Source organism: Methylocaldum gracile, from assembly GCF_053646815.1.
Window position 1 is genome coordinate 3,544,329 of sequence record NZ_CM132196.1, and the last position, 13,641, is coordinate 3,557,969.

The following is a 13,641-nucleotide window of genomic DNA, read 5'->3' on the forward strand; positions in this document are numbered from 1 at the left end:
ATCACCGTCCGGGTGTGTCGCCCCAGAGGATCTTGTGTAGCTGTACTTGGAAACGAACCGGCAAACGGTCGCGCAAAATCTTGTCGGCAAGCTCCGCAGGATCTTGCGCGCCCATGGCCGGCGAGAAGAGCACTTCGCAACGATCCGACAAGCCGTATTCCTCCATCTTGGCCTTTGCCCATTGATAATCGGCCTCGTTCATGATGACGAACTTGAGCTGATCCTTCCGATCGAGATAGTCCAGGTTGCGATAGAGATTCCTCGACTCTTCGCAGGACGAAGGCGTCTTGAGGTCCAGAACCTTGACGACTTTCGGGTTGACGTCCGACACGTCCAGAGCCCCGCTGGTTTCCAGCGAAACCTCATAGCCTTTCTCGACCAGCGCATCCAGCAAGACGAGACACCCGCGCTGCGCCAACGGCTCGCCCCCTGTGACGGTCACATAACCCGGATGGTAGGTCCCAACTTCAGCCACGATTTCGTTGATGGACATCTTTTGGCCGCCGGTAAAGGCGTAAGCCGTGTCGCAATACACGCAACGCAACGGACATCCCGTCAAACGGACGAAGACCGTCGGCAATCCAACGGTGCGGGACTCCCCTTGCAGGGAGTAGAAGATTTCGGTTACTCGAAGTTGATTCACTAATCAGGCGCTGCCAAAAATCAGCGCTTTGCTTCTTGCCGTAGCTTATCCAGCCGTTTCTCCGCCATCTTTGCGGCGCTGGAATCGGGATAACGCTTGACGACCTCGGTCAGCAGTTCCTTCGCGTTCGCCTTCTGGCCGGTTTCGTACTCGATGAAACCGATTTTCAACAGAGAGTCCGGCACTTTGCTGCTCTGTGGAAAGTCCTTGATCAGTTTCCGGAAAATGTCGCGCGAAGTATTGAAATCACGGCTGACATAATACGCTTCCGCAAGCCAGTAGTGCGCATTGTCCGCGTATTCGCCGGTCGGATAGGCCGCGATGAAGTTTTTGAATTCCTTGACCGCTTCCGGATATTTTCCTTCTTTCAATGTATTGAAAGCCTTTTGATAGGCCGCCTGGCGATTTCCCGGATCGCCAGGCGAAACGGGCGCTTGTGGCGCCGGTGCCTGAGACGCGGTCGCTTCCGTCGGGGCTGCGCCATCGGGCGAAGCGGACTGATCGAGGGGCGCCTGCGGCGCAGCGGAACCGCCGGCGGACAACTGCTGCATACGCTGGTCCAAGTCCGTATACATAGCCTGTCGCTGGTTTTTCAGCTCTTCGAGCTGATGGGCAAGCTCCTCGTTTTCCCCGCGGAGCTTGAGGACTTCAGCCTGCAACTGCTCCATCCGATTGAACATTTCGATCAAGGTGTTTCCCGAGAGACGCTTCTCCAACTGAGAGACGCGCTCCTCGAGGGTAGCCACCCCGTAGCCGGTTTGATTTTGATCGTACCTTCGATCGTATATCTGGTCGTACTGCTGGGCACTCGAAATCGTCGCATGCAGCGATCCCAAAAACAGCAATGTGAAAACCGGCTTTTTTAGATGCATACGGTTAACGTCCCGAATAGGAAATTTCCACCCGACGATTCTGCTGCCAAACCGATTCGTCGTGACCCGATACGGCAGGTTTTTCCTCGCCGAAGCTGACCACTTGGACCTGGCCATCATTAGCGCCCTGGAACTGCATCATCTTGGCTACGGCCTTGGCCCGCTGCTCGCCCAACGCGATGTTGTACTCGGGAGAGCCCCGCTCGTCCGCATGTCCTTCCAGAATGATGTTGCGCTCCGGATGGGAAGCCAAATAATTCGCATGAGCACTGACGACCTGCTGATACTCCGGCAGCACTTCGTAGCTATCGTACATAAAGTAGATGACTCGCTTGGACAACGGACTGGACGGATCATCCAGCATCGGATCGCCGGTACCCCCCGCACCCGGACCGTAACCGGCGCCGCCCGGACCGCCGTACGCGCCGCCATCCGTGCCTTCGCCGTACTTGCTGATCTGCGGGCCGCCGGGCCCACCCTCCATGCCCACTTCGGCGCCGGCCTCCTCTTGCACACCGCCTTTCGAGCTACAACCGCTCAGGACAAGAGACATCATAGCGACGACCAATGCAGTCTTGACAAGTTTCATCTGTTTTCCCCACTAGCAAGATAAAAATCGACCTACTGTTTTTTCTAAGCTTCCGCCCTTCTCACGAAACCCGCCAACGCCGCCTTACGGGGACCACGCCGGCTCGCGCACTTGTCCGCTGTCGATACGAAGGCTCTGCTGAACCCTGCCGTCTATCGAAACGGCTGCCAACTGCCCTACTCCGCCGCTCTTCGAAGCGTAAAGAATCATGCTCCCGTTAGGCGCAAAACCCGGCGATTCGTCCAGACGCCCCTTGGTTAGCACGCGCAATGTACGGGTCTGCAAATCCATCACGGCGATCCGGTAGTCGCCGCCATTGCCGTGGACCATCGCAATGCTGCGTCCGTCGGGCGAGAACACTCCGCGCGCATTGTATTCTCCCTCGTAGGTCAAGCGCTGCGCCGGCCCCCCGGAGGAAGACACGAGATAGAGCTGCGGTTTCCCGCCTCGATCCGACGTGAATACGATGCTCCCGCCATCCCGCGACCAGTTCGGCTCGGTATCGATGCCGATATGATCCGTAATTCGGCGCAAAGAGCGGGACGCCAAATTCATCACGTAAACATCAGGGTTGCCATCCTTGGAGAGGGTCATAGCCAATTGAGAGCCATCCGGAGACCAGGCCGGCGCCCCGTTGATGCCGGGCGCGTCGGACACCTTCTGACGTTCGCCCGTCGAAAGGGTCTGGATGAAGATGGCCGAGGTCTTGTTCTCGAACGACACGTAAGCGATCCGCTTGCCGTCCGGCGACCAGGCCGGGGACATGATCGGTTCGACCGAGCTGATGATGGTTTGCGGGTTATACCCGTCGGTATCGGCGATTTGGAGACGGTACTGCCGATCGCGAGGGCCGCTGCCGGTCACGGTTACGTACGCCACGCGAGTAGCGAACGCGCCGGGCTCGCCGGTCAACTGCTGATAAATGACGTCGGCGATACGGTGCGCGGTGCGGCGCGTCTCCGGCGCATTGAACGGGATTCTGGCGCTGGTCAGCAGCGTACCTTTTATCGAGTCGTACAGGAAAAACTCGGCCTCGTACTGGCTGCCGGCACCGGGCTGTACCCGCCCTATGACCAGATGATCCTGCCCCAACACTTGCCAGGTGCGGAATCGAACCTGCTCCGGCGACGTCGGCGTTTCCAGCATTTCGCTTTCCGGCAAAGGTTTGAAGCGTCCGCTACGTGCGAGATCAGCCGCGATGATGCTGCCGATGTTGTCGCCCGGCAAAATCTGCTGACCGAAAGGCACCACGGCGATCGGCATGGCGCCTTCGACGCCCTGAGTAATTTCCACGTTTAGCTCGGAGCGCGCCCAACCACTGAAGAGCGTGAGAAAGACGCTCAAAAAGAAAACGCTGCGAAATCGTCTATTCATCAAACACCTGGACAAGAATTATTCGGGCTTGAATGTGAACTTAAATGCTCGAAGTTGTTCCGCCACCTTCGGGTCAGAAGGCCATGGCAAAGGCGATGCTTTGCGCACGGCAGCCTCGGCGGATCGGTCGAACGTGGAGTCGCCGCTACTGCTGACCACTTGGACATCAGCCACCTCACCGCCCGGCAGCAAGCGGACTTGAATTATACAGGACAGCCCGCTCTTGGCGGACGGCGGACGAAGCCATGAGCGCGTAACTTTCGGCTTGATGTACGTATTCGCCCAGTCGCTCGCCGCTTTCTTGGCTTGCTGTTCCATCGCGGCTCGGTGTTCTTCCTCGAGCTGCTCGCGCAATGCCAATTCGCGCTCCGCCTGTAGCCGGCGGGCCTCTTCCTCGGCCTTCCGTTTCGCCTCGGCTTCGGCCTTCCGGCGCGCTTCTTCTTCGGCTTTCCGCTTTGCCTCCAGCTCGGCTTTTCGCTTCGCTTCCGCTTCGGCTTTCTGTTTGGCTTCGAGCTCCGCTTTCCGTTTTGCTTCGGCCTCCGCTTTCTGTCTAGCTTCCAATTCGGCAGCTTTCCGTTTCGCCTCGGCTTCCGCCTTTTGTTTGGCCTCCAATTCGGCCTTCCGCTTCGCTTCCGCTTCGGCCTTGAGTTTGGCTTCCAGTTCAGCTTTGCGTTGCGCTTCAGCCTTTTGCTTGGCATCCAACTCGGCTTTCCGTTTTGCCTCGGCTTCCGCCTTTTGTCTGGCTTCCAGCTCGGCTTTTCGCTTCGCGTCGGCTTCGACTTTCCGTTTGGCTTCCAACTCGGTCTTCCGTTTCGCTTCCGCTTCGGCTTTCTGTTTGGCTTCGAGCTCCGCTTTCCGTTTCGCCTCGGCTTCCGCCTTCTGCTTGGCTTCCAACTCCGCCTTCTGTTTTGCCTCGGCCTCCGCTTGACGCTTGGCCTCAGCCTCGGCTTTTTGTTTAGCTTCGACTTCGGCCTTTCGCCTCGCCTCCTCTTCAGCCCGGCGTCTGGCTTCGAGCTCGGCCTGACGGCGATCTTCCTCCTGGCGTTTCTTCGCTTCCGCCTCCGCTTTGCGCAACGCCTGTTCTTCCGCCTTGCGCTTGGCTTCCAGCTCAGCTTGCCTGGATTCGTCGGCCTTACGCTTCTGGTCGGCGAGGCGCTTGGCCTCCTCCAGGCGTTTTCTTTCCTCCGCCTCGGCTTTGCGCTGAGCTTCCAGTTCGGCTTGCCGCTTGGCATCTTCGTCCTGTTTGCGCTTCAATTCTTGGGCTTCGGCCTGCTCCCGGCGTTCGGCCTCTTCTTGGACGCGCCGCTCCTCTTCCAGCTTTTCCTGACGGGCCTGCTCCTCGCGCCGCCTGGCTTGCCGTCCCCGCTCGATCTGGAATTCGTCGACCGCTGTCGCCTGAATGATTTCCGGCTGGGGCGGCTGCGCGACCGGCGTGACGGAATCGAACTGAACCGCAAAAAGAAGGATCAGAACAGCGTGTAGCGCCACCGATAGCCCGAACGGACCACGGTAGCGTTTGGAATGGGAACGACTCATTCGTCCTCGGCCGGGCCCGTCATCAATCCGACGCTCGGTACGCCCGCGTTTTTGAGCGAGGCCATGACCATCACGACTTTGCCGTAATCCACGGTCTTGTCGCCCCGAATCAAGACCGAGAGCCCCGGTTTTTTCTGGAGAGCATCCATGACTCTGGCGGTAAGCGCGTCGGAATCGACCTCGACGTCCTCCTGATTGCCGGCATCCACGAACAAGCGGCCTTCGGCATTGATCGATACGATGATGGGCAGATCCTGCTGCGGATCGACGGTTCTGGCCTCGGCTTGGGGAAGATCCACGTCCACCCCGGTTTGAAGCAGCGGCGCCGTCACCATAAAAATGATCAAGAGCACCAAAGAGACGTCGATATAAGGAACGACATTGATTTCGGCCATGGGCCTGCGGCGACGGCCGCGCCCGCTTCCCCCGGATGATACGTTCATTTTGCGTGCGCCTGACGATGCAATAAGCTCAGGAATTCTTCGGTGAACGCTTCGTACCGATTGGCCAGCCGCCCGATATCGGTCGAATAGCGGTTATAGGCCATGACCGCCGGAATCGCGGCGAACAAGCCCATGGCAGTCGCCACCAGCGCTTCGGAAATGCCGGGCGCCACCATGGCCAGGGTCGCCTGCTTGACGCTGCCGAGCGACCGGAACGAGTTCATGATGCCCCACACGGTGCCGAACAGTCCGACGTAGGGACTCGTGGAACCGACCGTGGCGAGAAACGGCAAGCGCTCGTCCAGGCTCTCCAATTCGCGGTTCAGGGCCACGCGCATCACCCTCTGCGTTCCCTCCATCACCGCATCGGGACCGATGTTCGGCTGTTGCCGCAGCCGCGCGAATTCCTTGAATCCGGCCATGAAGATATTTTCGAGCCCTTCCGTCCCCAGATCCTCTCGGGTCAATTGGCGGTAGAGATCGGCAAGATCTATCCCCGACCAGAAGCGTTCTTCGAACTCCTCCGAAGTCTCCTCGGCGCGCCTGATCTCCTTGTATTTCGAAAAAATGAAGGTCCATGAAATAACCGATGCCAAAACCAGAATGAGCATAACGATCTGGACCACCGGGCTCGCTTCGGTGATTAACTTGAATATGGAGAGTTCAGAGGTCATTTTTTAACCGTTGCAATAAAAAATCAGGAATGGCCGTGGGCCGGAAGGTTTCGGCGACGAGACAGACGACGCGCACCCGCGCCTCGCACACGAGTTCGTTATCTTGCCGTACCGCCAGTTGTTTGAACGTCAAGCTCGCCGACTTCAACTGCTCCACTTCGGCAGACACCCAGAGCATCTCGTTGAACCGTGCCGCTTTCACGTAGTCGATCTGCATCGAGCGAACGGCGAACAAGATCCCATGTCGGGTCCGAAGGTCATCCTGCTCGAAACCCAACGAACGCAAAAACTCGGTCCTTGCCCGCTCGAAAAATCTGAGATAGCTGGCGTGATAAACCACGCCGCCGGCATCGGTGTCTTCGTAATATACGCGGACGGGCCAGCGAAACCCGCTTTGTTCGGAAATATCCCCCAACTAAAAGAGCTCCTCGTTCACATTGAGCGCCTTCGGCGGCTCCAGACCGAAATGAAGGTAAGCCGTGCGCGTCGCAACCCTCCCCCTCGGCGTGCGCATGATGAAGCCTTGCTGAATCAAGTAAGGCTCCAGAACGTCCTCTATGGTGCCGCGCTCTTCGCTGATCGCGGCGGCTATGTTGTCTAGCCCTACCGGACCGCCCTCGAATTTCTCGATCATGGTGCGGAGCAGCTTGCGATCGAGCTGGTCGAAGCCGTTATGGTCGACGTTCAGCATTTCCAGCGCCTTGCCGGCCACCTCGACGGTGACTCTTCCGTCCGCCATGACTTCGGCGAAATCGCGAACTCGCCGCAACAGCCGGTTGGCGATGCGCGGCGTTCCGCGCGACCGGCGCGCGATTTCGCGGGCACCTTCGGGGCTCATTTCAACGCCGAGGATTTTCGCCGAGCGGGTGACGATCCGGGTCAATTCCTCCGGCGTGTAGAACTCCAGGCGGTGGACGATCCCGAATCGGTCACGCAAGGGCGAAGTCAAAAGTCCGGCCCGGGTAGTCGCACCCACCAGGGTAAACGGCGGGATATCCAGCTTGATCGAACGCGCAGCCGGACCTTCGCCGATCATGATGTCGATCTGGTAATCCTCCATCGCCGGGTAGAGAACCTCCTCCACCATCGGGCTCAAGCGATGGATCTCGTCGATGAAAAGAACGTCGCGCGGCTCCAGATTGGTCAGCAAAGCCGCCAAATCCCCCGCCTTTTCCAGAACCGGCCCCGAGGTCTGGCGTAGGCTGACGCCCATCTCGTTGGCGATGATGTTGGCCAGGGTTGTTTTGCCGAGTCCCGGCGGACCGAAAATCAGAACATGATCCAAAGCTTCGCGTCGCGCCAGGGCCGCTTGAATGAAGATCGCCATCTGCTCGCGCATGGCCGCCTGGCCGATGTAGTCGTCCAGACGGCGCGGACGTATGGCGCGGTCGACTGCGTCTTCGTCCGGGGAGCCGGCGGGATTGATGAGACGGTGGGTAGGCATAGTTATAAATACGGTCTATTTTGAGCGGCAATTACTCCGCCCACAGTTCCCCCAACGCCCATTCGACGGCTTCGAAAGGCGGAACGGAAACCCGGCTGTCGCCGGCATGGGTCTGTACCAGCAACCAGCGCCCCTGCTGGTTTTCGTAAGCCTCGAGAACCCGCGTGTCAGGGTCGACCAGCCAGGCATGAGCTACGCCCAGGGAGCCGTAGAGCGGCAGCTTTTCGGCGCGGTCGTCGCGGGCCGTAGACGGCGACAGCACTTCGCAAACCCAGTCCGGTACGCATTCGAACCAGGCGGCATCGGGCAAGCGGGGCATTCGCTCCCGTCGCCATCCGGCCAGGTCCGGCACCAGGACGTGCCCACCGAGATGAAGCTCCGGCTCGTCCAAAATCCACCAGCCTCCGGGGCCGCCATCACCCAAATCGAAAGGACCGCCGATCCGAACCCCGAGATTCGATGACGCCCGCGCATGACGCGGCGCCGGACGGGGATGGGTGATCAGGCGCCCGTAAACGATTTCTCCCACCAAATTGGGCGGAAGGGCGAGAATGTCTTCGTAGGTCGCGGGTTTAATCGCTGGATTCGCCATGGCTGCTCGGATTCTATCGTATCAAAGTTCAGCCGGTTTTTACTTCGCCGCGGACTGCAAGGCTGAACGAATGATCTCCTCGCTGCTCTTGCCGTCGACCGGAACCTTCCGCACCAGGTTGCTGGCATCCTGCGGCTTGAATCCTAAAGCGATCAATGCGCTGACCGCATCGTCCACCGGACTCGCCGCCGGTGCCGGCAGGGTTCCCGCGCCGGGCAGATGAACCGTGGGCAGCTCGGGCAGACGGTCCCGCATTTCGATGATCAAGCGTTCCGCGGTTTTCTTGCCGACCCCCGGCAAGCGCACCAGACGGGCGGCGTCCTGCGCTTCCACGCAACGGTGGAACTCTTCGGCGCTCAAACCCGACAGAATCGCCAGGGCGAGCTTCGCACCGACGCCGCTGACACGGATCAGGCTGCGGAACAGGGCGCGCTCCGCCTCGGATACGAATCCGAACAGGCTGTGGGCGTCCTCGCGGATCGCCAGATGGGTGTACAGCGTCACCTCTTCGCCGATCTCCGGCAGCTTGTAGAAGGTCGACATCGGCGCGTCGATCTCGTACCCGACGCCGCGCACGTCCAACAAAAGAGAAGGCGGCTTTTTGGCGACCACCAAACCGCGCAAAAATCCGATCATCGCATCACAACTCCGGCCAGCCGCAGACGCCGCAAGGTCTGCCGGTGGTGGATATGGCACAAGGCCACGCCCAGGGCGTCGCTGGCGTCCAATTGCAGCGGCGAAGAAAATTTGAGCAGGAAACGCACCATGTGCTGGACTTGCAGCTTGTCCGCACTGCCTTTTCCGACCAGGGCCTGCTTCACCTGCCGCGCGGCATATTCATGAACCGGCAATCCCGCCGCAAGGCCCCCGCAGATGGCGGCTCCCCTGGCCTGCCCGAGCTTCAGAGCCGAATCGGCATTCTTGTGCATGAATACTTGCTCGATGGCCAGTTCGTCGGGCCGGAATTCGAGCGCGATTTTATAGACCCCGTCATAGATTTGCTTGAGGCGTTCGGGAAAATGATCCGTTTCCGTGCGAATACACCCACAGGCAATCAAGACGGGTCCTTTATCGCTATCGCGAACGACGCCGTAGCCGGTACGGCGTGACCCCGGGTCCAGTCCCAAAACGACCGTCACATCGCCTCTTTATCCGATCTGGGCGAGGATGTCCTCGCTGATATCGGCATTGGAATAAACATTTTGTACGTCGTCCAAATCTTCCAGACGCTCCAGAAGGCGGATCATCTTCTCCGCGTCGTCCTTGTCCAAGGCCACGCTCGTGCTGGCTCGCATAGTCACCTCGGCGCTCTCTGGCGCGAGCCCGGCTTGCGCGAGCGTATCGCGCATCGTCTCGAACTGATCCGGAGCGACCAGCACATCGATCGAACCGTCGCCGTTGCTGATCACATCGTCCGCGCCGGCTTCGAGCGCGGCCTCCATCACCCGGTCCTCTTCGACGCTCGCCGGATAACTGATGATGCCGGTCTTCGAAAACAAATAGGCCACGGAGCCGTCGGTGCCCAAGTTGCCGCCCGCCTTGGTGAAGGCATGGCGCACTTCCGAAACCGTGCGATTGCGGTTGTCGGTCAGGCAATCCACCATTACCGCAATGCCGCCGGGGCCGTAGCCCTCGTAGCGCACTTCCTCGTAATTGTCGCCTTCGCCAGCACCGGTACCTTTCTTGATGGCCCGTTCGATGGTGTCCTTGGACATATTGGCGGTGAGGGCCTTGTCCATCGCCGCCCTAAGGCGCGGGTTATTCGCGGGATCGCCGCCTCCGTTCCGGGCCGACACGGTGATCTCCCGAATCAGCTTGGTGAACAGCTTGCCGCGCTTGGCGTCTTGAGCGCCCTTGCGATGTTGGATGTTGGCCCACTTGCTATGACCTGCCATTGATTAACTTACCTCCGCTTCAGCTAAAACCGTGCCGAAAAACCGGAGAATTCTACCACCATTGCTATAGAAGCGAGCGGGCCCGGTCCGTCAAAAATACCGCAAGCGGTTGGCATTGCTCACCACCGTCACCGAGGACATCGCCATGGCTGCGCCGGCGATCATGGGATTGAGCAGGATTCCGAAAACCGGATAGAGAAAACCGGCGGCGATCGGAATAGCAAGCGTGTTGTAGATAAAGGCTCCGAACAGATTCTGCTTGATGTTGCGCACCGTGGCCCGCGACAGCTCCATGGCCTCGGCTACTTTCAGGAGCGAACCGCCCATGATCACCACGTCGCCGCTTTCTATGGCGATGTCGGTGCCGGTGCCGATCGCCAGCCCCACATTGGACTGGGCCAAGGCCGGTGCATCGTTGATGCCATCGCCTACCATGCCTACGATCTCCCCGGCCTCCTGCAAGGCTTTCACGACAGCAGCCTTATCCTGGGGAAGCACCTGCGCGCGTACCTCGTCGATGCCGGCCTCGGCGGCAATCGCCTTGGCCGTGACCTCGTTGTCGCCGGTTACCATGAGCACCCGTACGCCCATGGATCTCAATCGCGCAACGGCTTGCTTGGAATCCGCCTTGATCGGATCGGCCACCGAAAGCAGCCCGACCACGGTTCTGTCGACCGCCAACAGGACGGGGGTTTGCCCCTCGCTAGCCAACTCGGTCAAGCGTTCGGCGAAACGTCCGCAATCGATTCCCTGTTCGGCCATCAAGGTCAAATTACCCAACAGTACGGCACGGTTTTCGATGAGACCCGAAACGCCATGACCCGCAACCGCCGCGAATCCCGTAACCGGCAGGAGAGTGCCGTTCTTCTCGGCGGCCGCCGCCAGAATCGCCGCGGCCAGGGGATGCTCGGACCCGGTTTCGAGACTCGCCGCCCATTGGAGCACCTGTTCCTCGGTCCAATCCTGGGAGGTCTCGATTCGAACCAGACGCGGTTTGCCCTCGGTCACCGTTCCGGTTTTGTCCAGCACGATGCAGGTCAGTTTCCCCGCCGATTGAAGCGCGTCGCCGTTGCGGATGAGGATGCCCTTCTGCGCCGCCTTTCCGACCGCCACCATGATGGATATCGGCGTAGCCAGCCCCAAGGCGCAGGGACAGGCGATTACCAGCACCGTCATGGCCGTGACGAAGGCGTAGCCGAGCGCCGGGGCCGGCCCGGCCGTCCACCAAACCAGGAAGGTCAGCAGCGAAACCGCCACGACTGCCGGAACGAACACGGAAGCAACACGGTCCACGAGGCGGGCGATTTCCGGCTTGCTCGCCTGCGCCTTTCGAACGCTGGCGATGATTTGCGCCAATACGGTGTCGCGCCCGATCCGGGTTGCCTTGAACAGCAGCGTTCCAGACTGATTGAGCGTGCCGGCGACGACTTCGTCTCCCACGGTTTTCTCGACCGGCATGGGTTCGCCGGTGAGCATGGATTCGTCCAGGCTGGAATGACCCTCGATGACGACGCCGTCCACCGGGATTTTTTCGCCCGGCCTCACCCGCAAGGTTTCATCCAGGCCAACCTCCGCGATGGGAATATCGATCTCCTGACCATCCCTCAACACGCGTGCCGTTCGCGGCTGAAGACCGATCAACTGACGGATTGCGGACGACGTTTTGCCGCGGGCGCGCATTTCCAGGGCGCTTCCCAGGTTGATGAACGCCAGAATGATGGTCGCCGCTTCGAAGTAGGCGTGCCGCGCCAGCATCGGCAGGCTGTCGGAAAAGAAAATGGCCATGGTCGAGTAGAACCAGGCGGCGCCGGTGCCGAGCGCGATCAGGGTATCCATATTGGCCTGGCGATGCTGCAAACTCTTGATCGCCCCCCTGAAGAAATGGCCGCCTGAGAAATACAGAACCCACAACGTGACCATGGAAACGATCAGCCACACGCCGCGGGCGGTCGGCTCCCCCAGCATAGGAAACCATCCGAAGTGCTCTACCAGCATCAAGGGCGCGCCGACCGCGCCGGCGACGGCGGCCTTGTTGAGCAGCGTATGGTAACGGGCGGTTTCCAGCGCCTCCTGTTCGGCCGGATCTTCCAATCCCTCCATTACCGCCGCATCGTAACCCGCATCCTGCACGGCCTTGCGCAAGACGTCCGGGTCCACGTTCCCTCGCACCAGAGCGGAATGATCGGCAAAATTGACATCGGCGGAAAACACATTGGGCAGCGAGCGCAGCGCGGTCTCGACGGCCTCGACACACCCGGCGCAGCGCATGCCGGAGACGGAAAGGCGGATAGTTTTCGATTCGGGATGGAGAGTCGATGCCATAGTGTTCTCTATGAAAAAAAGCTCTTGTGCGGAATTAATACCCTTTCGCCGCCATTATTTTTATCGGCTGTCCAGCGGAGTTGCTGTCCGCATAACGTATTGGGCCGTGCCTAATACCCCGCTACCGTATACCAAACCGAGCGCCCCCGCTACTACGGATGTTTTACGGTACAATAATCGGTTTTTCCGGAACCGATATTCTGACCGTGACATCATCACTTTTATCCGTTTTGGTGCCCGAATGGGCGGAGCAATCAGCGGTTTTGATCGCTTGGCCTTATTCTCAAGGCGATTTCGAGCCGTGGCTAAATGCGGTCGAAAAAACATACGACCTGATCGCACTCGAAATCGCTAGCCGTGAAACTGTGATTATTATTTGCCGGGATGATGCCCATCAAAGGCATATCCATCAACGGTTGGCGGCATGCGCCGCGAATCTCGACCGGGTTCGGTTCGCTCAGATGTCTTACGACGACGTGTGGGTGCGGGATACGGCGCCGCTCACGCTAGCAACCGAACAAGGCGTAAGGCTTATCGACTTTCGCTTCAACGGATGGGGCGGAAAATATCCGCACGAGGCTGATGCCCGATTGGCTCAGCACCTCCACGCGTCTGGATTGCTTGGCGACATCCCGATGGATAGAGTCGACTTTACATTAGAAGGCGGAAGTGTGGAATCGGACGGTGAAGGCACGATCATGACAACCAGCCGCTGCCTGCTCAATCCCAACCGCAATCCGGAACTGACGCGCGAACAAATCGACAATCGGCTGAAAACCAGCCTCGGCGCCAACCGTATTCTTTGGCTCGACCATGGCCATGCCGAGGGCGACGATACCGATGCCCATATCGATACCCTGGCCCGCTTTTGTTCGGCAGATACGATCGCCTACACCGCCTGCAACGATCCCGGCGATCCGCTATACGACGAATTCAAAGCGATGGAAAATCAACTGCGAACCTTCGTCACGTTTTCGGGTCAATCTTATCGCTTGATACCTTTAAATATTCCGCAACCGATTTTCAGCGAAGAAGGCAATCGATTGCCGGCGACTTACGCCAATTTTCTAATCATCAATGGAGCCGTTCTAGTCCCTGTATATGACGATCCGGCGGACTCCGAAGCTGTGGCGCGTTTGGCCGATGCCTTTCCGGATCGCGAAATCGTGGGCATACCTTGTATACCGCTCATCCGACAATACGGCAGCCTGCACTGCATGACCATGCAGTTTCCGAGAATAGTTCGAGTAACCTGAT

15 protein-coding genes are annotated in these 13,641 nt (G+C 59.4%); 1 reads left to right on the top strand and 14 read right to left on the bottom strand.

Annotation, left to right across the window (positions count from 1 at the left end):
* Position 1: 1 nt before the first annotated feature.
* The 14 genes from queE to ACWJJK_RS15730 all read right to left on the bottom strand — a co-directional run bounded on the left by queE (position 2) and on the right by ACWJJK_RS15730 (position 12,384).
* Positions 2–643 (bottom strand): 7-carboxy-7-deazaguanine synthase QueE, encoded by a 642-nt coding sequence (gene queE / locus ACWJJK_RS15665; RefSeq protein WP_086135332.1) that lies wholly within the window; start codon positions 641–643, stop codon positions 2–4.
* A gap of 20 nt (positions 644–663) precedes the next feature.
* Complete coding sequence (gene ybgF / locus ACWJJK_RS15670; protein WP_454128273.1) at positions 664–1,515, bottom strand: tol-pal system protein YbgF; 852 nt, start codon at positions 1,513–1,515, stop codon at positions 664–666.
* 4 nt (positions 1,516–1,519) lie between these two features.
* Complete coding sequence (gene pal, locus ACWJJK_RS15675) at positions 1,520–2,104, bottom strand: peptidoglycan-associated lipoprotein Pal (protein ID WP_156879601.1); 585 nt, start codon at positions 2,102–2,104, stop codon at positions 1,520–1,522.
* 84 nt (positions 2,105–2,188) lie between these two features.
* Positions 2,189–3,478: a Tol-Pal system beta propeller repeat protein TolB gene (tolB, locus tag ACWJJK_RS15680; RefSeq protein WP_156879600.1), complete on the bottom strand. Its 1,290-nt coding sequence runs from the start codon at positions 3,476–3,478 to the stop codon at positions 2,189–2,191.
* Positions 3,479–3,496: 18 nt separating this feature from the next.
* Positions 3,497–5,014, bottom strand: coding sequence for a cell envelope integrity protein TolA (gene tolA, locus ACWJJK_RS15685; protein WP_077728974.1), 1,518 nt, complete (start codon positions 5,012–5,014; stop codon positions 3,497–3,499).
* Positions 5,011–5,457: a protein TolR gene (gene tolR / locus ACWJJK_RS15690; protein WP_077728973.1), complete on the bottom strand. Its 447-nt coding sequence runs from the start codon at positions 5,455–5,457 to the stop codon at positions 5,011–5,013. The genes tolA and tolR overlap by 4 nt, the downstream gene beginning before the upstream one ends.
* Positions 5,454–6,131, bottom strand: a complete 678-nt coding sequence (gene tolQ / locus ACWJJK_RS15695; RefSeq protein WP_077728972.1) for a protein TolQ — start codon at positions 6,129–6,131, stop codon at positions 5,454–5,456. Before tolQ ends, tolR begins: the two co-directional genes overlap by 4 nt.
* Positions 6,121–6,546: a tol-pal system-associated acyl-CoA thioesterase gene (gene ybgC / locus ACWJJK_RS15700; protein WP_077728971.1), complete on the bottom strand. Its 426-nt coding sequence runs from the start codon at positions 6,544–6,546 to the stop codon at positions 6,121–6,123. Before ybgC ends, tolQ begins: the two co-directional genes overlap by 11 nt.
* Positions 6,547–7,575, bottom strand: coding sequence for a Holliday junction branch migration DNA helicase RuvB (ruvB, locus tag ACWJJK_RS15705; RefSeq protein WP_077728970.1), 1,029 nt, complete (start codon positions 7,573–7,575; stop codon positions 6,547–6,549). It lies immediately after the preceding gene.
* Between the two features lie 31 nt (positions 7,576–7,606).
* The gene (locus ACWJJK_RS15710) at positions 7,607–8,167 is read right to left on the bottom strand and encodes a Uma2 family endonuclease (protein WP_077728969.1); all 561 of its coding nucleotides are present in this window, start codon (positions 8,165–8,167) and stop codon (positions 7,607–7,609) included.
* A 39-nt stretch (positions 8,168–8,206) separates the two neighbouring features.
* Positions 8,207–8,803: a Holliday junction branch migration protein RuvA gene (gene ruvA, locus ACWJJK_RS15715; protein WP_086135330.1), complete on the bottom strand. Its 597-nt coding sequence runs from the start codon at positions 8,801–8,803 to the stop codon at positions 8,207–8,209.
* A complete protein-coding gene (gene ruvC, locus ACWJJK_RS15720; RefSeq protein WP_077728967.1) occupies positions 8,800–9,306 on the bottom strand; it encodes a crossover junction endodeoxyribonuclease RuvC in 507 nt (168 codons plus the stop codon). Before ruvC ends, ruvA begins: the two co-directional genes overlap by 4 nt.
* Before the next feature lie 9 nt (positions 9,307–9,315).
* Positions 9,316–10,062: a YebC/PmpR family DNA-binding transcriptional regulator gene (locus ACWJJK_RS15725; RefSeq protein WP_156879599.1), complete on the bottom strand. Its 747-nt coding sequence runs from the start codon at positions 10,060–10,062 to the stop codon at positions 9,316–9,318.
* Positions 10,063–10,152: 90 nt separating this feature from the next.
* The gene (locus ACWJJK_RS15730) at positions 10,153–12,384 is read right to left on the bottom strand and encodes a heavy metal translocating P-type ATPase (RefSeq protein ID WP_434101717.1); all 2,232 of its coding nucleotides are present in this window, start codon (positions 12,382–12,384) and stop codon (positions 10,153–10,155) included.
* Positions 12,385–12,590: 206 nt separating this feature from the next.
* Here ACWJJK_RS15730 and ACWJJK_RS15735 point away from each other — a divergent pair, with 206 nt between their 5' ends.
* On the top strand, positions 12,591–13,640 hold the full coding sequence (locus tag ACWJJK_RS15735) for an agmatine deiminase family protein (protein WP_454128274.1): 1,050 nt from the start codon (positions 12,591–12,593) through the stop codon (positions 13,638–13,640).
* The last annotated feature ends 1 nt before the right edge of the window (position 13,641 follow it).